The following is a 17,547-nucleotide window of genomic DNA, read 5'->3' as shown; positions in this document are numbered from 1 at the left end:
GGAGGATTTTAAGATGAAATATAAAGTAGGGGATAAAGTCAGAGTAATCGAAGATTTAGAATGGGATGATTCGAGATTCCCGACGGGTGCAGTTACAAAAGAAATGGCTGCTCTACGGGGGAAATGTGTAACGATAAAAGGTATCACATGCATCGGTAGATACGAAACAGTGGAAACTGACAACTGGTGTCCATGGACAGAAGAAATGTTTTCCGGAATAGCAGACTTTACGTTGGATGATTTAGAGACGCGTATGGTTGTGGAAACCAGAAATGGAGACCGGTATCTGGTATTTAGAGACCAGAAAGAAATTCATGTGATGTGCTCAGACGGAAATTTTTACACAAAGTTTGTGGGCGGAAATTACGGGAACCACAATGCAGACATGCGATTTCCCGGAGATACCGATTTAGATGTAATGACGGTGTTCCCGAAAGTTGACACATTTGAAGAAGTAAAAACTGTTAACGATCCTATATGGGAGAGGAAAGAGCCGAAGAAAATGACTATAGCAGAGATCCAAAAACAATTAGGTCATGAAGTGGAGGTAATCGCGGATGTTAAACGATAAGATGATCAAAGAAATAAAGGAATCTCTGATTAAAACAGGGCGTGAAGGTATAGGAGATTTACTTGATTATATGGAGTATGATATTAAATTTTTCTCTTCTCCATGTTCCGGAGCACACCATCTGGCATGTGAGGGAGGTCTTGCGGAGCACAGCCTTAATGTGTTACATGCCGCACAGAAGATCAGTGTTCCACTGGTCGGCGGTAAAAATCTGACAAAAGAATTGCAGGATTCTATTGTAATTTCTGCCTTGTTACACGATTTAGGGAAATGCGGACAGTTTGGGAAACCGGGATATGTGCCAAATATTTTAAAGAGCGGCAAACCGTCAACCGACAAGCCGTATGAAGTAAATAAGGCACTCATAAGCGTCCCACATGAGGTCAGGAGCGTGGCAATTGCCACAATGTTCATTGACCTAACCGAAGAGGAACAGGCGGCTATTTTGTATCACAACGGCTTGTACGGGTGTTTCAAATATGAGATATCCGGGAAAGAAACACCATTGTATATGATCATTCATTGGGCGGATATGTGGGCGTCCCGGGTGACAGAAAAGGAGGAAAAAGATTGAAGAAAAAAGTATTGATTTTAGGTTTATTAACTGCCGTATTATTAACGGTTTCCGGCTGTGAACAGACGATGACAAAAAGCTATGGCGGAAGCATGACAATTGAATTGGAACCGGGTGTGAAGTTGGAAGAAATAACCTGGAAAGATTCTGATTTATGGTACCTCTGCCGCCCTATGCGGGATGATGAACTGCCGGAGACGCACACCTTTCAGGAAAATTCCACAATGGGAATTATGGAAGGAACTGTGACGATTATAGAAAAGGAGATTAAAAAATGAGTAAGTGGAAGCAAATTGAATCGGGTGATGTAATAAATCATTTAGCCAGAGGTAATAAGGTTAGATGCGTTGTGATAAGTGACAGTAGCGCCTTATACACGGGCGTTTATGAACTTAATGACAGAGCCGTAGGTGGTATATTGGAAATGATTCGAGAAGGTTTTAATTTATTTTTTGAAGAAGAGAAGGAGTTGAAAAAATAATGGGTGTAAGTGTATTAATTTTAGGTGTTTCCGGTACAGGAAAAAGTGCGAGCATGAGAAATTTTAAAGGGGATGATATTGCCCTGGTAAACGTAGCAGGAAAGCCGCTGCCGTTTAAAGGCAGATTTGATGATGTGTTATCCAGTGATGACTATAACAAGGCAAAGAACTTCATAAAAGATACGAAAAAACAATCAATTGTCGTCGATGACGCACAATATCTCATGGGGAATGAGTTCATGCGCAGGGCTACAGAAAAGGGATATGATAAATTCACAGAAATGGCACAAAATTTCTGGAAGTTATTAAATGTCATCAAAGATCTGCCGGACGAAAAAATTGTGTATTTGTTGGGGCACATTGAACTGGACGCAAACGGGACAGAGAAATTCAAAACAATGGGTAAAATGTTGGATGAAAAAATCAATGTGGAAGGTCTTTGCACCATCGTTCTTAAGACGAATGTTTCCGATGGTCAATTCACTTTCGTAACCCAGAATAACGGTCATGATACGGTAAAATCACCGTTCGGTATGTTTCCAACTTATGCTATTGACAATGATTTAAAATATGTCGATAACAAGATTAGGAATTATTATGAGTTAGGGAAATATGTATCTGACGATGAAATCGCAGAAGCAGATAAGCAGGCTGCAAAACCGGAAATTGAAAAGCCCGCAGCAGATGGAAAACGTCGCAGAGGAAGAAAGACGGAAGATGAAGCGGTTAAAGAAAAAACTTCCAGGAAAGAACCGGAAGAAGAATACAGCGGAGCAAAAGAAGCATTTGACAAGGCGAAGGAAGAACCAAAGCGCCGCAGTCGTAGATCCCGGGAAGAGGTTCAGGCGGAAAATACCGAAAAGGTTGTTAATTCCGGATTAGAAGAAGCGGGAGACGCCGAAGAGGTGGACTATAACAAAGTAGAAGACCCGAAGACAGAAACACCGCCACGCACCCGAAAGAGACGCGGTGCAGATCAGGAGCCAGAAGCAGAAGAAGAAACGACACCACGTCGTAGACGTCGCAGAGCAGAGTAGAAGGAGGATAAAAAGGATGAAATTTAATAATTTTGTAAAGGCAATTGGAAGTGAAGGTTTTATTTATAAGGACGAAGAGGGCGGGAAGTGGTTGTGCGGTCTGGGATGCGCTTTGAAGATTCCGGAAACTACAGGAAGTGTATGTAGTAGCAAAGAATTTGCTGCTCCCACATGGTTCAATGACATTGTATTTTCCGATCCGGACGATATGCACCCGGTGAAATTGGAAGAGGCTTATTTACCGGATGCGGACTCTAAGACATCCGAGGTACGCCGTGTTTTTGCACTTGATGGCAAATACAGAGTTAACATAAGCAATAAATCATTTAGTCTTATTGAAAAGCGGGACTTCACACAAAGTGTGGAATGTGAACTTCCTAACCGAGATGATGTAATGCTCGGAAGTACCGCACTGATGGTAGTTGATTCCATCAGTGAACCGGATGAACCGAATATTTTAGGTATCATTTTTAACATAGCAGACTAATAAATCAATTGAAAAATAGGAGGATAAGAACATGGATTTTAGCAAATATGACAAAGAGATTGATATTGAAAAGATGCAAAAAGAGATAGAAGAAGCTGAGAAAAACGGCGGTAATACCGAGTTGGAGAAAGGGACATATATTGTCCGGTTTGAAAAAATGGAGTTAGGAGAATCTAAAGCAGGTAAGCCGATGTTCAGAGCAATGGCAAGAATCCAGGAAGGTGATCATAAGAAACAATGTATTTTCGTAAACCGTGTAGTTTATGGTACTAAAAATGACGCGAACATGATTAATTCGGTCGTAGGATTTTTGAAAAAACTGGACTCAGAGGTGGAGCCAATCATTTTTCAGGGTTACAACGATTTTGCAGATCTCATAGAAGAAATTGCGGAAGATATAATGAAAAATATGGAGTATGAGATTGACTATGACCCGGAGGCATTCAATAACGTAACTATCAAAGATGCGTACCAAATTTAAATAAAATGTGCAGGGGTAACACCCTGCATGAATTTTAAGGAGGGTACCATGGTCGTATATGATTTTGAGGTGTTTAAGTATGACTGGCTTGTCGTTATAGCGGATACCTGGGAGCATGAAGTGCATGTAGTGGTCAATGATCCGGATAAGCTACAGAAAATATATGATCGGTATAAAAAACGCATATGGGTGGGGTACAACAGCCGGAATTATGACAAATATATTCTGCAAGCAATTCTTTGCGGATTTAATCCCAAAGAAATAAATGATTTTATTATTGTAGAAGAGCAAAAAGGTTGGGCGTTTAGTAGTGCACTTAGAAAGATCCCGCTTAGAAATTACGATGTTATCCCAAATCCACCTATCGGTTTAAAGACCATGGAGGGATTTATGGGGAATGACATTAAAGAAACAGATGTGCCGTTTGACATAGACCGGAAGCTTACGAAAGAAGAGATTGCGCAGACAATTAAATACTGCACACATGATGTTGGGCAGACAATGGAAGTATTTCTGCACCGTAAGGAAGAGTTTAACAGCCAGATGGCGCTTATAAACACTTTTAAGTTACCGCTTACATTCCTGGATAAGACGGAAGCACAGATCACCGCGGAAATACTGGAATGTAACTATTGCAAATGGACGGATGAATGGGATTTGTTTATGTTGGATACGATCCGGCTTGACAAATATAAATTTGTCGCTGACTGGTTCCTGGACCCTAAGAACCAAGCTTATAAGGATAAGGACGGTAAAAAAAATCAGTTAATCGTAGAAGTTTGCGGCGTACCACATACATTCGGGTGGGGCGGGTTACATGGGGCAAGAAAGAAGTATCATGCCCAAGGTCTGCTGCTGCATGTAGACGTAACAAGTTACTATCCATCCCTGTTAATTCTTTATAAATTAATGAGCCGGGCAAGTAAAAACCCCGGTAAATATGAAGAAATATACAATCAGCGTGTGGCACTTAAGCGACAGGGGAAAAAGAAAGAGCAGGCACCATACAAAAAAGTTCTTAATGCTGCATCCGGCGCTATGAAAGATAAGTATAATAAACTTTTTGATCCGCGAAATAACAACCTTATGTGCGTCAATGGACAATTAATGCTGTTAGATTTGTTAGAACGCTTAGAGGGGCATTGTACGCTCATACAGAGTAATACAGATGGGCTTATTATTGAAATACCTGACACAGATCAGGCATTCGACATGATCGATGATATTTGTTTCGAGTGGGAACAAAGAACCGGAATGGGATTAGGTCTGGACGTCATCCGGGAGATTTACCAGAAGGATGTAAACAACTACCTGTGGGTAGATGAAAACGGAGGACTTGAAAGAATCGGGGCATATGTAAAGGAATTAAGCCCGATTGATAATGACCTGCCAGTCGTAAATGAAGCCCTGGTGAATTACATGGTAAATGGTATCCCGGTAGAAGATACGATAATGAAATGTGACGAGTTAATCCAGTTCCAAAAACTGGTTAAACTTTCTTATAAGTATGAGCACGTTCAGCATAATGGCAAAAAATATACTTACAAGTGTTACCGGGTGTTTGCTTCTAAGAGAGCGGATGACGGTAAGATTTATAAATGCCGGGATGGTTGTAACCCGGCAAAGTTTGGAGGTACCGCAGATCATTGTTTTATAAACAACGATGATATTAAAGGCTTGCGTGTGCCGCGGAAACTTGATAAACAATGGTATATAAATCTGGCGAATGAAAGGCTGTGCCAGTTCGGGGCGTTGGGGGTGAAACAATGACAAATAATGAAGCGGCTTTGATCTTAATGAGGGCGGAAACAATTGTATTTGGTGTACCGGAAGTAGAGTATATCAAAGCAGTAGAAACGGCAATAGATATACTTAAGCGGGAAGAATATAACCCGCCGATCCCACGGGCACAATATGAAGCCCTGGCAAAGTTAGAATAATGGAGGTGATGCAGGTATGTACAAGGACAGAAGAGGGATATATTACAATAATTTTATAGATAGAATTCTGGGAATTGCTTCACCGAGTCTCAATTTACTATATGGAGGGATGGGAGCAGTTCGGGAAAGGGCACTTGAAAGAAACTTTAAAAATGCAGAACGGGTAGAGAAGTGGGAAGTTCGCGCCATGCGCCGCAATGGAAAGTCTTATATAACAGTGTCTAAAAAATCAGGGTAATGGAGGATAACATGAGTAACGAACAATGGAAAGAAAGTGGTAATTGTAATATGTGTCGTAGAAAGAATTATTGTAAGAATAAATGCAAGGCACATAATGTCAGAACAGATCATGAACTTAAAATCGCAGTAACTAAGGCATTATTTGGACAGAAATATTAAAATATGGTCAACTGATAAAAATTGAATGATGATTATTAGGTAGGAGGTTAAGGTTATGGCAATAAAGAATACACTGACGGATCTGAATAATCACTTGTTTGCTGAAATGGAACGCTTGAACGATGAGGATTTGAAAGGTGATGAACTGGACAAGGAAATAGAAAGGGCTAAGGCAATCACCTGTGTAGCATCGCAAATTATTGCAAATGGTTCTTTGGCATTGAGGGCGGAGCAGTTTAAAAGTGATGTGATTTCCGCAACAGAAGCACGTGTTCCGGCTTTTTTGGAGGCGAGAAATGATTGAGAAGAGAATACAAGGATGACGAGATAGCTTTTCTAAAGGAAATTTCGCCAGGGAAATCGTACAACGAAATTGCAGATGCATTTAATGCTCGTTTTAAGGATAGAGATTATGTACTACCTCGTCAGGTAAGAGATGCTATGAAGTATCGGAAGATTCCATACAGTGGTAAGACTGGAAGGTTTCAACCCGGAGTGGCTACGCGCCATGTGCCAGTTGGATCGGTTATTATGTCACAGTTTGGGAAACGAAAAAACGGGGAACGGTACACATATGAAATGGTAAAGGTGGAAGAGCCGAATGTTTGGAAGAAGAAAAGCCTGTTAGTATGGGAAAAGCATTACGGATCACTCCCGGATGGGAAGATAATTATATTTTTGGACGGCAATACACTGAACTCAGATATTGAAAATCTTTATGCAGTAAGTCGGGGAGTACATTTTCGACTTAATAAATATAGAGTAATAAAGCCGAATCGGGAATATATGTTGACCGCCATAAGGATAGCTGAAATCGAAGATGCGATAGAGAGTATTAAGAAGAAAAACAGGAATTGAAATTCGAGAGAAAGAAACTTAAAACCATAGAAATGAAAGTTAGGAGGTTAAAGAGTATGTCAGAAGAATGTAAAGAAAAATTTCCGCGTTCCATTCTACGTATATGTGATGCAGAAATAGCGGCAGAAAATGAGAAATTAAAGCAAGAGATTTATAAACTAAATGAAGAATTGCAAATTGCGAGATCCACTAAGAAAGATTTAGAGGAGTTAGTTATCAAATTAAATATGCGTATGTATTTAAATTATTAGAATTTAACAACTAAAAATCGAAAGGAGTAAGAGGTTTGGTCGACCAATAAAATGCGTTTTACTCCATTAAAGAATGAAGATATTAAGTTGCGGCGCAGGAATGCAAAGTACAGCATTAGCCTTGATGGCTTGCGAAAATGTTAAAGATCCAGGAAAACACCCGTTGGTACCTATCTATGATCTCATAGTATTTTGCGATCTGGGGAAGGAACCGCCCTGGGTATTACATCAGGTGGATTTTATCAGGGCAGCTTGCCAAGTTGCGGGAATTAGATTTGAAATAATAGAATCTCCACTATATCAGGATTATCTAAATAATTTTGGTAATACCAGGGTAGTGTCAATTCCTTTCTGGACTATTGGAGAGGACGGGAGAAAAGGCAAAATGATGCGTAACTGTACGATGGATTATAAAATCAACCTTATACAAAAATTTGTTCGTTGGGAAATACTCGGATATCGGAAAGGACAGCGGGCAAAAGCGGAAGATCTTAAAGCCCATGAAATGCACCTGGGTTTTTCTAAAGAGGAACAGCACAGATGCAGTGAAAACCCGCATAAGATGTTTGTAAACTGTTTCCCACTGGTAGAAATGGGGGTAGAACGTAAAGATAATTATGCTTACGTTCGGGATGTATGGGGATTGGAAACAAAGGCAAGTGCATGTACCTTTTGCCCGTTTCACAGGAACTATTTTTTCCAATATATAAAGAAAAACGATTCAGATCAGTATAACGATCTGATTGAATTTGACAATATGTTGGAACGGGAACAACCAAATACTAAGATTAAAAGTAAACTATATATATCGCGATCACGGAAACGGATTGCAGAGTTAGTTCCGGAAGAGTGCGAAGATGCAGAGTACTTTATGTACGGAGATGAAAAAATATGGAACGGATTTTAATTAACCAAATTTGAAATTTAGTGGAGGCGGCGATATGTTAGGAATTGTAAAAACAATTAAAGAAATAAATAATGCCAGATTAGGGAACATAGGACAGATCGAAGGGCGCAATGGTAGTCGACTTGGTATGACGCAGATACTTAACGCGCTTCGTGAATTTGGTGAATACGATGGATATAAAATAACTACACAAGAACATGAGTTTAATATATTGATTGATAATGGTCAATGCTGTTGTGAAAACTGGGGATATTTTGCAAGTGAAGATGATTTTAGTCAATATATAGGAAAAGAGTTAAAAGAGGTTAATCTTACAGATACAGCTCTAAATAAAGAAAAAGCAGAAGAAAATGGCGCATATGGATATGAAGAGGGCGGTATACAATTTGTAGATTTTGTGTTTACAGATGGCGATGTATTGCAATTTGCAGTATATAACGAACATAACGGATATTATGGGCACGGAATTATATTTGCCAAGGATACAGAGATGTTACTGCAAGATACACTATAAAAAATTTAAATTTAAACTAGGAGGAATGAAAGTGAATATCAAACAAAAAATCGATTTTATGATTTCTTCCTTGGAAGTAGCCAAAGGGGAAATAGAGTATAGCGAGGAATATAAAAGAAAGTTATTAAGCGTGCAGGAGGGGGGATCGCCGGAATGGGAATTTTACCAAATAAACCGGAACCCAAATATTACATTAGCCCGGGAAAATCTTAAAACAGTAAGCCGCTATAGCAGCATTGTGGCAAAAGAGTTGCCAGAAATATTTGGGGAGGAAACAGTTGTGTGATTAGGAAAGAGTGGGTTTACGAGTTATTGGGCTCATTTGAACACGCTGTTAATAGAATTTTAAATTTAACTAAGAAAGGAGTATATAATGGGTGAATCAATGGCAAGTAGAGAGTTGGGTGATATATTGAGAAAGGGATTTGAGAAAGGTTTTAACATGAATTACGTTGAACCAACCGAGGAATTACTCAGGCTATCCGTAAAATTAGTTATGGACTATTGTAAAAATAAGCAAGCCTGTGCAGATTGTAAGTATCAGGGAGCAGACGGTATGTGTCTTTTAGAAAATCCATATCAATGGGAGATTGAAAAATGATAAGTTATCCATGTCAGGGGTGTGAGGACCGGGAAGTGGGATGTCATGGTATTTGTGCAAAGTATAAAAGTGTTTATGCACAGAATATGGAGATTCGGCGTAAACGGGATCTGACACAATTTACGGAGCGGATCGGGATAAAAGAAAGTCAGCGTAGGGCGAGGATAAGTCGGATCACATCGAATGTCATAAAATGCCACAAAAAGTGAGGGTAAGAAATGGACGAATTTTTTAAAGGGTACGTGCCGACAAAAAATAAAAAATGCTTAGTCCCCTTTAAAGGGATGACGTCGAAGCAATTACACACGTATGAGCAGGTTAAGGACCTGGAAGAGTACGCCGGGATTTTGGCAGAAGATGCCGTTCTGGTGGATCTGGACAATTACGAAGAGTCAGAAATATTAATGGATATCATAGACGAACTGCAAATTAACTGCCGGGTGTATGAAACGGATAAGGGAAAACACTTCCTATTTAAAAATAGCGGCATGGAGCGTTGCAAAACTAACAAATTAGTTGCAATAGGGTTGCACGTGGATATAAAAGTGGGGAAACTTGCAAGTTACTGTATCCGGAAATATAACGGACGGGAACGCGAAGTAATATACGACATCTTTGAAGATGAAGAGTATAGCAGCGTTCCCAGATGGCTGTATCCGATATGCACATCCATGGACTTTTTAGAAATGGAAGCGGGCGGCGGCAGGAATGATGCATTATTCCGGTACATTTTAACATTACAAGCCGCAGACTTTAGTGTGGAAGAAGCCAGAGAATGTATTCAGATCATTAATAAATATGTCCTTAAAGATCCGCTTCCTGCTGATGAACTGGAAGTGATCTTGCGGGATGAAGCATTTTCAAAGCCGATCTTCTTTAAGAAGAATACTTTTTTATTCAACGAATTTGCAACGTATTTAAAGAATAACAGGCACATAGTAAAGATAAACAACAACTTACACATATATAAAGACGGGATTTATGAAGAAGGATCGGAAAAAATAGAAGCTGCTATGATTGGATTAATCCCTACATTGGCAAGCCGGCAAAGAGTAGAGGTTTTAAAGTACTTAAGTGTAAGCATTACGGATAATATACGGGCGTCTTCCGCTAATTATATTGCTTTTAAAAATGGTGTTTATAATATTGTAGATGGCAGTTTCGGGGAATTTTCCGATCAGTATATTATTACAAACCGGATACCGCACAACTATGATCCGGATGCATACTCGGAAGTTTGCGACAAAACATTTTTAAGTCTGGCGTGCGGGGATAAAGAAATCAAAATGCTATTGGAAGAAATGATCGGTTATTGTTTTTACAGAAGTTGTTCGGAGTTAAGGAAATGCTTTATTCTAACCGGGGAAAAAAGAAACGGCAAAAGTACATTTCTAGAAGTTATAAATTACTTGCTAGGAGATGAAAACATCGCCGCGTTAGATGTTAAGGAACTGAATGACCGTTTTAAAACATCTGAATTAGTATCTAAGTTGGCGAATATCGGTGATGATATCTCAGATGATTTTATAACAAACCCTGCCGTATTTAAAAAACTGGTATCCGGTAACAGAGTTAACGTAGAGCGGAAAGGTCAAAACCCGTTTGATTTTAATAACTATGCAAAATTGCTATTTTCTTGTAATAGTATGCCGCACATAAAAGATAAAACAGGCGCAGTAAAAGATCGTATGATCTTAATACCGTTCGAAGCGACATTCGAACCTGGGAGTGAGGGATATGACCCGTTCATAAAGCACAAATTAATGCAGGAGGAAGTAATGAGCCATATCATTAATGTTGCACTGGCGGGATTAAAACGTATATTGCAGAACCGGGAATTTACGGAACCTGAAAAGTGTAAACAGTTGGTAGAAGAGTATAACGAGATGAATAATCCAATACTTATATTTTTTAATGAAATTGAAAAAAATGACGTGTTACGGCAACCTGTTGCGGATGTATATTATAAATACAATGAGTTTTGTAATGTGAACGGTTTAAAGGCAGTGGGTAGAATAGAATTTTCAAAAAGGGTAATGCAACATTTTAATGTAAAGTCGGAAAGTAGGCGAATTGGTTACAAATCGGTACGTATTTTCATTAAATAACTAATTTACCACACTTTACCACGCAATTACCACGGGTTTACTACGCTTACTTTCCAGTGTTTATGAGGGTTACTACGGGTACTACAGGTTTTCTCAACATCTTTTATGTTTTTAACTATAAAAAATTTTTTATATTATTATATAATAAGAAATTTATATATATATTAATAACTGTGTGACGTTAAAGCGATAAAGAATGTAGCAACCATGCGGGTTTGAGAGTGATTTTTACTTAAATTTACGATTACAAATTGACTACAGAAATGAGGTGGAAAACGGTTTTGACCGAGGAACATATTAAAAAAATTGTTGCGGAAACAGTATTACAAATAAAAAAACAGGATATGTACGGAGACTGGAAGACGCCTGCATATAAAGAAATGTCAGAAAGATTATTTACATTCTATAGAGAAAAATGTGTAAATGATCCGGAACTGAAAAAAGCTTTGCAGGATATAGCGCACGATGAATACTTTAAAATCATTCCATTATTCTACCGTGATAATGTCACTCTGGAAGCTATATCGGAAGATATGGACGTGGATGATTCTACAATTATACGTAATAAAAAGCGTCTAGCACTGCAACTGCATTTATCATGCGGTGAGGACGCATTAATATAGGGAATGACAGGCTTTTAGAGCGTGGTAGGTGAAATGTATACCTGTCACGCTTTCTTTGTGTATGAGCGTTTAAACGCTTTAGGGGATGTCAGGCGCAGTAGCGTGCATTAGCGCACTCTAAAAATGCATGGGAGGAATTGCTATACTTAGAACATCAATTAACGAATAAGGGGGAAATTGCATGGAAGCTTTACAGAATTACATTAAGCCGGAACTTTTAATACTGGTGCCGGTACTTTACATTTTAGGTGCGGCAGTCAAGAGATCGGAATTTAAAGATAAGTTCATTCCGTGGATTATCGGAGTAGCGGGTGTTATTTTATCCTGTATGTATGTTGGTGGTACCGAAGGGGTTACGGTCATCGGATTATTTACAGCAATTACACAGGGAATCTTATGTGCGGGTGCATCGGTATTTGTGAATCAGCTTTCTAAACAGCAACACAAGGCGGAATAAGTATGGATGCAGAAATCATAGTTGCTTTACTGGCTCTGGTAGGTACACTGGTTGGTAGTTTTGCCGGGATATGGAAAGCAAACCAGATGTCATCCTACCGGATACAGCAGTTAGAGAAGAAAGTGGAAAAACATAACAGTGTTGTGGAACGTACTGCAATTTTAGAAAGAGATATCAAGACGGTATGGCGCAACATTGACGAAATCAAAGAAGATATTAAGGAGGTAGAAAAGTGACAGATAGAGAGAAAGTTGTAAGTATTGCAGCACAGCAGATCGGGAACGTGGGCGGTCAGAAATTCTGGTCATGGTATGGGTTTAGTTACCGGGTAGCGTGGTGTGCCTGTTTTGTAAGTTGGGTGTTAAGACAGGCGGGAGTGGAGAAAAGCGTTTGCTTTAATTACTGTTATTGTCCGACGGCAGTTAACTGGTTCAAAGCGCAAGGGATCTGGCAGGGAAGAAACTATAAACCGAGTCCGGGTGACATTATTATGTTTGACTGGGAGAACGACGGAGTATCTGACCATACCGGAATTGTGGAAAGATGTACTGGCGGAGTAGTTTATACAATAGAAGGGAACAGCGGGGATCAGTGCCGTAGAAAAAGTTATGCGGTAGGATCATCTGTAATTATGGGCTATGGTGTACCCAAATACAAAAACAATGCAACAGTTCCGCCGGATACTAATTTAAACACGTCAGATGTGTACATTGTAAAATCTGGCGATACCTTATCAAGTATTGCGAACAGATACGGAACAACCGTTAAATATCTGGTAGAACTTAACCGGATCAAAGACGCAAATGTAATTAATGTGGGGCAGACAATTAAACTTAAGGACGTTATCGACGTATCCGGATATCCGACGTTACGCAAAGGGAGTAAGGGGGATTATGTAAAGAAATTACAGCAAAACCTAATTGCCCGAAAGTACGGTCTTAAGAAAGCCGACGGAAAGTTCGGAGGAAATACGAACCGGGAAGTGCGTAATTTCCAGGAGATCCACAGGTTAGAAATTGACGGTATTGTGGGACCTGCTACATGGAAGGAATTAAGTAAGTAGGTTGTGCCTATGGAAGAACCTAAAATTAAACCACAGTTGCAATTGTTTGCAATTAATTACAGCGGTAAATGCGCCGGGAATGCAGAGCGTTCCGCCATCGAAGCAGGTTATAGCAAAAGCTATGCCAGGGGCAACGCTCACAAATTGGTTGCGCGTCAAGATGTGCAGGAATACATCAGATATTTAAACAGTAGAGAGAACCATGTGCGGGACATTATGGAACTGTTAGATATACAGGAGTTCTGGACAGAGTGTATAAAAAACAAAGGTTATCGGACGTCTGACCGGATAAGGGCGTCCGAACTATTAGCAAAAAGTAAAGGCGCATTCTTAAGTGAATGGTAAGGAGGTAATAAATTGACATATGGATTTGATGATAATAAACATAAGGTAGAAGTGTTTCCAAAGTCACAATATTTTTTTACACCAAAATATACAATAAATGTACCGAGTAACGGTAGAAATATACGTCAGGAGATCCCTTTACCACTAGGATGGTCATACTTCAACAGCTTTGTATTAGCGGCAAGTGCCATGTTTAATTATAAGCCAGGGATAACAAAAGTCCCCATTTATTTAGATCTGCATGCAGATGCAAAAGAAGACAACTCAGCAAGTGCCGGGTATTTGTTTTCACATTCTATAACATGGGGAGTGAGTAGTCTTATCTTTTCGTGTGATATCTTAGGCTCAGGAGACAGCGGGAAGACTTGTGAGTTTGACACTATACAAATTAGATTGTTAGTATTAGGTGAATCTTAATGTACACACTACAGAACTTCTATAAGAGTAAGAAGTGGGAAGCACTGCTGCCGATCCTAAAAGCACAGCGGCTCAATGCAGAGGGACAGCTTCTATGTGCCTATTGTGGTAAGCCTATTGTAAGGGCTTATGACTGTATAGGTCATCATGTGGAGCAGCTCACTGAGAGCAATGTCAATGATGTTACGGTTAGTCTTAACCCAGACAATATACTGTTCGTGCATCACAGATGCCATAACAAGATACACAATAAGTTAGGCGGGTATGAACGCAGAGTGTATGTAGTGTGGGGCGCGCCGCTAAGTGGTAAGACCACCTGGGTTAAGGAGAACATGAACGAAGGTGACTTGATCGTAGACATTGATTCAATATGGCAATGCATTAGTGGTATGGATAGGTATATAAAGCCTGCCAGAATAAAAAGAAATGTATTCCTTGTGAGGGATGCACTTATCGATCAGGTTAAACACCGGACTGGTAAATGGACAAATGCTTATGTCATCGGGGGTTATCCTCTTATATCAGAGCGGGAAAGACTTGTGTATATGTTGGGCGCACAGGATATCTTCATAGATGTTCCGAAAGAAGAATGTTTGTTACGACTCAATCATTCGAATGACCGGGACAAAAAAGAATGGGAGAGATTTATTCTCGAATGGTTTGACCGCTATACGCCCCCTACTCCTTAAAATTTTTTAGTCAGCGGGGGACTGTTAGGGAGTGCTAAATTGCCGCAGAAAATGAAAAATTGAGATTTTTAAGATTTGAAAATTTGATGAAAAAGGAAAGGGGAAGATAAAGTGAAAAATACTTTAATCTTAGATATAGACCGCGGCGGTATTTGTGACTGCATTGCCACTGTACATGATAAGACAAACACACTTTTTGTGGAAGCACATTCCCCTACCTACGATTCTTTAACATTCAATATTCTTGATGGCGGATATAGTAAGAACCTATCGTATGTGAAAAAGGGCGATAGCTTCCTTGTCGAGATCCCAAAAGAATGTTTTATAGATCACCTGCAGTTTACCCTTAATATTGGTGGTGCAGGAAGTGTTATAACATTGTATTTCTTATGTAATCAGGTTCAGGATGTCGGAAATCTTCTAATTAAGCAGCAGACCGAAAAAGGTTACATTTTAAGGTCATTTATAAAGAATACAACCGGAGTACCGATTGCCACGCGGGATAGTTTAGGTGTTGTAAAGATCGGGAATGGATTGGACATTGAGGGCGACGGTAATCTATCAAGCAAAGGCGGGGAAATAGAAAGTATGACACAAGAAGATATTGACCGGATTTTAATATAGGAGGGAAAAGGAATGGCAAAATATTTAGAGGAAAATGGTCTTGCTTCGGTTTGGAGCAAAATTAAATCCTTAGTAAACTCACATATAAATAACAGAAATAACCCACACCAGTTAACCAAAAGCCAAATTGGATTGAACAACGTAGATAATACCAGTGATTTAAACAAACCAATTTCTACAGCAACACAAAATGCATTAGATGGTAAATTTAAATTTTCGAAGGGTGAGGTTGGAGATGATGATTTAGATACACTTTATAATCAAGGAAAATTTGGTATTTATATAACATCATCAGGGGTTGAGAATGGTCCGGTATCAGGGCACCCCGTGACGGTGTTGGTGTGTATTGCCAATTATAAAAGTACGCAGTTATGTATAGATGATAACAAGTTTTATATAAGATCCCGCGGAGTTAGTGCAACCACATGGGACGCATGGAAACCTGTTGAACATTTTACAACGGAAGAAAAGACAAAGTTGTCAGGAATTGCGGCAAACGCAAATAATTATGTGCATCCATCCACCCACCCGGCGACTATGATCACCCAGGATGCTACACACAGATTTGCTACAGATACTGAAAAAAATACATGGAATAGCAAAGCCAGTACAGCGGTGGCTACGACAACAGCAAACGGTTTAATGGCGGCGGCAGATAAGACAAAGCTTAACGGTATTGCGACTGGCGCAACAAAAGTAATAGTAGAGCAAAGTTTGGTAAATCAGTCCTCCAACCCATTGGCGGGAAAAGTAGTCCAGGAAATGATTGCGAATGTCATGGATGGTGTATCCGAATTAGGAAATCAGTTGGACGGAAAAGTGGATAAGGTTACGGGAAAAGGACTATCCACTAATGACTATACCACTACCGAAAAAAATAAATTAGCAGCATTCGGGGCAGCCAGTACATATGCTCTGAAAGCAGATATAGCAGGAATGTACAAATATAAAGGTTCTGTAGCAGATGCAACAAAACTACCCACTACAGGGCAGGTAACAGGAGATGTCTACAACATCGTAGCGGCGTCGGTATACGGTGGACCAGGTGCAAATGTTGCATGGGACGGTACAAGATGGGATAGCTTGGGAGAAATTTTTCAGATCACATCCATGACTGCAAGCGATATTGACGCAATTTGCGTATAGGATGGTGACGGCTTATGGCAAAATATTTAGATAATACAAACTTACCGACATTATGGACTAAAGTTAAAAATTATGTAAGTAGTAGTGTGGCATCCAATGTAAATGGGTGGGCGTATTGCGGAACTGGCAGTACAACAGCGGCAAAAACAGTATCAATATCAGGGATAAAAACGTTGATTACTGGTACCGTGATAACGGTAAGATTCGGGTACGCAATAGACACTGCAAATAGCACATTAAATGTATCGTCTACCGGAGCAAAACCAATTTACTATAATAATAAACCGTTGTGCATCGGAGCAATTCAAGCGGATGACATTGTGAGTTTCGTATATTACAGCAGCCGGTGGCAGGTAATTGGTTCCTTAAATCAGGCAGGTGTTGCTACAGATTATTTTAACTCGCTTGACTTTAATAAGTATACGGTAGCAGGGCGTTATATAATTCACCGGAGCGGAACAGAGACAATGTTAAACGGTCCGGGATCGAATTTAACCGGATGGCTTGATGTCATGGTCAATCAAGACGTAATAACACAGACGATGACTGACTTTAATGGGAGACTTATTAATGTAAGAGGTTTTTATAAGTCCTGGGGTAAATGGGTTACGTATTCAGGCGCAGGTTCTCCGACAGTTGGTAGCGCGTTGAACTTCAAATCTGGTACCGCCGGAATATCCAGAAATCTAAGTACACAACAGATGATCGGCAATAGATGTTTTGCGGATATTAGCTTTCAGACAAATGCGGCAATTACGGCATATACAAGAATGTATTTTACGGGCTATTATACCCCCATCACAGATAATGATACTAGATTGTTAGTATACGATACAGGCATTCAGTTTCAGGTAAGTTGTTCGGTGTATAATAATGCTTTCTATATTATACCTACATTAAACATAAGCCCTGGATGGCATAGGTTTCAATTCTCATATCAAACAACTGGTGAAATACACGCATAAGGGGGATTT

The 17,547-nt window shown here is 39.6% G+C and carries 30 protein-coding genes; all 30 read left to right on the top strand.

Translation table 11 applies throughout. The features are described from left to right. The first annotated feature begins 13 nt into the window (after window positions 1-13). The 30 genes from CD03_RS34010 (at window position 14) to CD03_RS0118255 (ending at window position 17,538) form a co-directional block, all read left to right on the top strand. Complete coding sequence (locus tag CD03_RS34010; protein WP_044289484.1) at window positions 14-571, top strand: hypothetical protein; 558 nt, start codon at window positions 14-16, stop codon at window positions 569-571. Beyond that, window positions 558-1,145: an HD family phosphohydrolase gene (locus tag CD03_RS0118400; RefSeq protein ID WP_156042949.1), complete on the top strand. Its 588-nt coding sequence runs from the start codon at window positions 558-560 to the stop codon at window positions 1,143-1,145. Before CD03_RS34010 ends, CD03_RS0118400 begins: the two co-directional genes overlap by 14 nt. Continuing rightward, window positions 1,142-1,423 (top strand): hypothetical protein, encoded by a 282-nt coding sequence (locus tag CD03_RS0118395; RefSeq protein ID WP_027294889.1) that lies wholly within the window; start codon window positions 1,142-1,144, stop codon window positions 1,421-1,423. The genes CD03_RS0118400 and CD03_RS0118395 overlap by 4 nt, the downstream gene beginning before the upstream one ends. Next, window positions 1,420-1,626 (top strand): hypothetical protein, encoded by a 207-nt coding sequence (locus CD03_RS0118390; protein ID WP_027294888.1) that lies wholly within the window; start codon window positions 1,420-1,422, stop codon window positions 1,624-1,626. The genes CD03_RS0118395 and CD03_RS0118390 overlap by 4 nt, the downstream gene beginning before the upstream one ends. Continuing rightward, entirely contained in the window at window positions 1,626-2,663 is a 1,038-nt protein-coding gene (locus tag CD03_RS36780; RefSeq protein ID WP_063837251.1) for an AAA family ATPase, read from the top strand. Before CD03_RS0118390 ends, CD03_RS36780 begins: the two co-directional genes overlap by 1 nt. A 16-nt stretch (window positions 2,664-2,679) precedes the next feature. Beyond that, window positions 2,680-3,150 carry a hypothetical protein gene (locus tag CD03_RS0118380; RefSeq protein ID WP_027294887.1) on the top strand — a complete coding sequence of 157 codons (471 nt, stop codon included), beginning with the start codon at window positions 2,680-2,682 and terminating at the stop codon, window positions 3,148-3,150. 31 nt (window positions 3,151-3,181) lie between these two features. Further along, window positions 3,182-3,631 carry a hypothetical protein gene (locus CD03_RS0118375; RefSeq protein WP_027294886.1) on the top strand — a complete coding sequence of 150 codons (450 nt, stop codon included), beginning with the start codon at window positions 3,182-3,184 and terminating at the stop codon, window positions 3,629-3,631. Between the two features lie 27 nt (window positions 3,632-3,658). After that, window positions 3,659-5,401, top strand: coding sequence for a hypothetical protein (locus CD03_RS0118370; RefSeq protein WP_242849123.1), 1,743 nt, complete (start codon window positions 3,659-3,661; stop codon window positions 5,399-5,401). Continuing rightward, a complete protein-coding gene (locus CD03_RS37955) occupies window positions 5,398-5,571 on the top strand; it encodes a hypothetical protein (RefSeq protein ID WP_156042948.1) in 174 nt (57 codons plus the stop codon). The genes CD03_RS0118370 and CD03_RS37955 overlap by 4 nt, the downstream gene beginning before the upstream one ends. A gap of 16 nt (window positions 5,572-5,587) precedes the next feature. Further along, on the top strand, window positions 5,588-5,809 hold the full coding sequence (locus tag CD03_RS0118360) for a hypothetical protein (protein ID WP_027294884.1): 222 nt from the start codon (window positions 5,588-5,590) through the stop codon (window positions 5,807-5,809). Window positions 5,810-5,820: 11 nt separating this feature from the next. Next, the gene (locus CD03_RS37950) at window positions 5,821-5,970 is read left to right on the top strand and encodes a hypothetical protein (protein ID WP_156042946.1); all 150 of its coding nucleotides are present in this window, start codon (window positions 5,821-5,823) and stop codon (window positions 5,968-5,970) included. 55 nt (window positions 5,971-6,025) lie between these two features. Beyond that, on the top strand, window positions 6,026-6,274 hold the full coding sequence (locus CD03_RS0118350) for a hypothetical protein (protein WP_330377265.1): 249 nt from the start codon (window positions 6,026-6,028) through the stop codon (window positions 6,272-6,274). After that, window positions 6,271-6,828, top strand: coding sequence for an HNH endonuclease signature motif containing protein (locus tag CD03_RS0118345; RefSeq protein WP_027294882.1), 558 nt, complete (start codon window positions 6,271-6,273; stop codon window positions 6,826-6,828). Before CD03_RS0118350 ends, CD03_RS0118345 begins: the two co-directional genes overlap by 4 nt. A 56-nt stretch (window positions 6,829-6,884) precedes the next feature. Then, window positions 6,885-7,079: a hypothetical protein gene (locus CD03_RS0118340; RefSeq protein WP_027294881.1), complete on the top strand. Its 195-nt coding sequence runs from the start codon at window positions 6,885-6,887 to the stop codon at window positions 7,077-7,079. 403 nt (window positions 7,080-7,482) lie between these two features. Next, a complete protein-coding gene (locus tag CD03_RS38620) occupies window positions 7,483-7,986 on the top strand; it encodes a hypothetical protein (protein ID WP_242849122.1) in 504 nt (167 codons plus the stop codon). Between the two features lie 34 nt (window positions 7,987-8,020). Continuing rightward, window positions 8,021-8,500, top strand: a complete 480-nt coding sequence (locus CD03_RS0118330; protein WP_027294879.1) for a DUF7448 domain-containing protein — start codon at window positions 8,021-8,023, stop codon at window positions 8,498-8,500. A gap of 31 nt (window positions 8,501-8,531) precedes the next feature. Continuing rightward, window positions 8,532-8,786 (top strand): hypothetical protein, encoded by a 255-nt coding sequence (locus tag CD03_RS0118325; RefSeq protein ID WP_027294878.1) that lies wholly within the window; start codon window positions 8,532-8,534, stop codon window positions 8,784-8,786. An 87-nt stretch (window positions 8,787-8,873) separates the two neighbouring features. Next, window positions 8,874-9,101, top strand: a complete 228-nt coding sequence (locus CD03_RS0118315; protein WP_027294877.1) for a hypothetical protein — start codon at window positions 8,874-8,876, stop codon at window positions 9,099-9,101. Beyond that, window positions 9,098-9,310: a hypothetical protein gene (locus CD03_RS0118310; protein WP_027294876.1), complete on the top strand. Its 213-nt coding sequence runs from the start codon at window positions 9,098-9,100 to the stop codon at window positions 9,308-9,310. Before CD03_RS0118315 ends, CD03_RS0118310 begins: the two co-directional genes overlap by 4 nt. Before the next feature lie 75 nt (window positions 9,311-9,385). Next, window positions 9,386-11,209, top strand: coding sequence for a phage/plasmid primase, P4 family (locus tag CD03_RS0118305; RefSeq protein WP_242849121.1), 1,824 nt, complete (start codon window positions 9,386-9,388; stop codon window positions 11,207-11,209). Window positions 11,210-11,490: 281 nt separating this feature from the next. Then, entirely contained in the window at window positions 11,491-11,832 is a 342-nt protein-coding gene (locus CD03_RS0118300) for a hypothetical protein (protein WP_027294874.1), read from the top strand. A 181-nt stretch (window positions 11,833-12,013) separates the two neighbouring features. Continuing rightward, entirely contained in the window at window positions 12,014-12,289 is a 276-nt protein-coding gene (locus CD03_RS0118295) for a phage holin family protein (RefSeq protein ID WP_027294873.1), read from the top strand. A 2-nt stretch (window positions 12,290-12,291) separates the two neighbouring features. Then, window positions 12,292-12,525: a hypothetical protein gene (locus tag CD03_RS0118290; RefSeq protein WP_027294872.1), complete on the top strand. Its 234-nt coding sequence runs from the start codon at window positions 12,292-12,294 to the stop codon at window positions 12,523-12,525. Next, the gene (locus tag CD03_RS36230; RefSeq protein WP_052377863.1) at window positions 12,522-13,352 is read left to right on the top strand and encodes a LysM peptidoglycan-binding domain-containing protein; all 831 of its coding nucleotides are present in this window, start codon (window positions 12,522-12,524) and stop codon (window positions 13,350-13,352) included. The genes CD03_RS0118290 and CD03_RS36230 overlap by 4 nt, the downstream gene beginning before the upstream one ends. Before the next feature lie 9 nt (window positions 13,353-13,361). After that, window positions 13,362-13,697 (top strand): terminase small subunit, encoded by a 336-nt coding sequence (locus CD03_RS0118280; RefSeq protein ID WP_027294871.1) that lies wholly within the window; start codon window positions 13,362-13,364, stop codon window positions 13,695-13,697. 12 nt (window positions 13,698-13,709) lie between these two features. Then, window positions 13,710-14,114, top strand: a complete 405-nt coding sequence (locus tag CD03_RS0118275; RefSeq protein ID WP_027294870.1) for a hypothetical protein — start codon at window positions 13,710-13,712, stop codon at window positions 14,112-14,114. Continuing rightward, a complete protein-coding gene (locus tag CD03_RS0118270; RefSeq protein ID WP_044289483.1) occupies window positions 14,114-14,803 on the top strand; it encodes an HNH endonuclease in 690 nt (229 codons plus the stop codon). Before CD03_RS0118275 ends, CD03_RS0118270 begins: the two co-directional genes overlap by 1 nt. A 111-nt stretch (window positions 14,804-14,914) precedes the next feature. Next, entirely contained in the window at window positions 14,915-15,427 is a 513-nt protein-coding gene (locus tag CD03_RS0118265) for a hypothetical protein (RefSeq protein ID WP_027294868.1), read from the top strand. Window positions 15,428-15,439: 12 nt separating this feature from the next. Continuing rightward, window positions 15,440-16,573 carry a hypothetical protein gene (locus CD03_RS0118260; protein WP_027294867.1) on the top strand — a complete coding sequence of 378 codons (1,134 nt, stop codon included), beginning with the start codon at window positions 15,440-15,442 and terminating at the stop codon, window positions 16,571-16,573. 14 nt (window positions 16,574-16,587) lie between these two features. Beyond that, complete coding sequence (locus tag CD03_RS0118255) at window positions 16,588-17,538, top strand: hypothetical protein (RefSeq protein WP_027294866.1); 951 nt, start codon at window positions 16,588-16,590, stop codon at window positions 17,536-17,538. The last annotated feature ends 9 nt before the right edge of the window (window positions 17,539-17,547 follow it).

It is taken from the genome of Robinsoniella sp. KNHs210, from assembly GCF_000686105.1.
GTDB classification, from domain to species: domain Bacteria; phylum Bacillota; class Clostridia; order Lachnospirales; family Lachnospiraceae; genus Robinsoniella; species Robinsoniella peoriensis.
Note: the sequence above shows the minus strand (reverse complement) of the source record. Positions and strands in the feature narration are given on the sequence as shown.

Excerpts from the sequence above, each read along its gene's own strand:
- CD03_RS34010 (WP_044289484.1), top strand. The coding sequence starts at position 14 with ATGAAATATAAAGTAGGGGATAAAGTCAGAGTAATCGAAGATTTAGAA.
- CD03_RS0118400 (WP_156042949.1), top strand. The coding sequence starts at position 558 with ATGTTAAACGATAAGATGATCAAAGAAATAAAGGAATCTCTGATTAAA.
- CD03_RS0118390 (WP_027294888.1), top strand. The coding sequence starts at position 1,420 with ATGAGTAAGTGGAAGCAAATTGAATCGGGTGATGTAATAAATCATTTA.
- CD03_RS36780 (WP_063837251.1), top strand. The coding sequence starts at position 1,626 with ATGGGTGTAAGTGTATTAATTTTAGGTGTTTCCGGTACAGGAAAAAGT.
- CD03_RS0118380 (WP_027294887.1), top strand. The coding sequence starts at position 2,680 with ATGAAATTTAATAATTTTGTAAAGGCAATTGGAAGTGAAGGTTTTATT.
- CD03_RS0118375 (WP_027294886.1), top strand. The coding sequence starts at position 3,182 with ATGGATTTTAGCAAATATGACAAAGAGATTGATATTGAAAAGATGCAA.
- CD03_RS0118370 (WP_242849123.1), top strand. The coding sequence starts at position 3,659 with ATGAATTTTAAGGAGGGTACCATGGTCGTATATGATTTTGAGGTGTTT.
- CD03_RS37955 (WP_156042948.1), top strand. The coding sequence starts at position 5,398 with ATGACAAATAATGAAGCGGCTTTGATCTTAATGAGGGCGGAAACAATT.
- CD03_RS0118360 (WP_027294884.1), top strand. The coding sequence starts at position 5,588 with ATGTACAAGGACAGAAGAGGGATATATTACAATAATTTTATAGATAGA.
- CD03_RS37950 (WP_156042946.1), top strand. The coding sequence starts at position 5,821 with ATGAGTAACGAACAATGGAAAGAAAGTGGTAATTGTAATATGTGTCGT.
- CD03_RS0118350 (WP_330377265.1), top strand. The coding sequence starts at position 6,026 with ATGGCAATAAAGAATACACTGACGGATCTGAATAATCACTTGTTTGCT.
- CD03_RS0118340 (WP_027294881.1), top strand. The coding sequence starts at position 6,885 with ATGTCAGAAGAATGTAAAGAAAAATTTCCGCGTTCCATTCTACGTATA.
- CD03_RS38620 (WP_242849122.1), top strand. The coding sequence starts at position 7,483 with ATGGATTATAAAATCAACCTTATACAAAAATTTGTTCGTTGGGAAATA.
- CD03_RS0118330 (WP_027294879.1), top strand. The coding sequence starts at position 8,021 with ATGTTAGGAATTGTAAAAACAATTAAAGAAATAAATAATGCCAGATTA.
- CD03_RS0118315 (WP_027294877.1), top strand. The coding sequence starts at position 8,874 with ATGGGTGAATCAATGGCAAGTAGAGAGTTGGGTGATATATTGAGAAAG.
- CD03_RS0118310 (WP_027294876.1), top strand. The coding sequence starts at position 9,098 with ATGATAAGTTATCCATGTCAGGGGTGTGAGGACCGGGAAGTGGGATGT.
- CD03_RS0118305 (WP_242849121.1), top strand. The coding sequence starts at position 9,386 with ATGACGTCGAAGCAATTACACACGTATGAGCAGGTTAAGGACCTGGAA.
- CD03_RS0118295 (WP_027294873.1), top strand. The coding sequence starts at position 12,014 with ATGGAAGCTTTACAGAATTACATTAAGCCGGAACTTTTAATACTGGTG.
- CD03_RS0118290 (WP_027294872.1), top strand. The coding sequence starts at position 12,292 with ATGGATGCAGAAATCATAGTTGCTTTACTGGCTCTGGTAGGTACACTG.
- CD03_RS0118280 (WP_027294871.1), top strand. The coding sequence starts at position 13,362 with ATGGAAGAACCTAAAATTAAACCACAGTTGCAATTGTTTGCAATTAAT.
- CD03_RS0118270 (WP_044289483.1), top strand. The coding sequence starts at position 14,114 with ATGTACACACTACAGAACTTCTATAAGAGTAAGAAGTGGGAAGCACTG.
- CD03_RS0118260 (WP_027294867.1), top strand. The coding sequence starts at position 15,440 with ATGGCAAAATATTTAGAGGAAAATGGTCTTGCTTCGGTTTGGAGCAAA.
- CD03_RS0118255 (WP_027294866.1), top strand. The coding sequence starts at position 16,588 with ATGGCAAAATATTTAGATAATACAAACTTACCGACATTATGGACTAAA.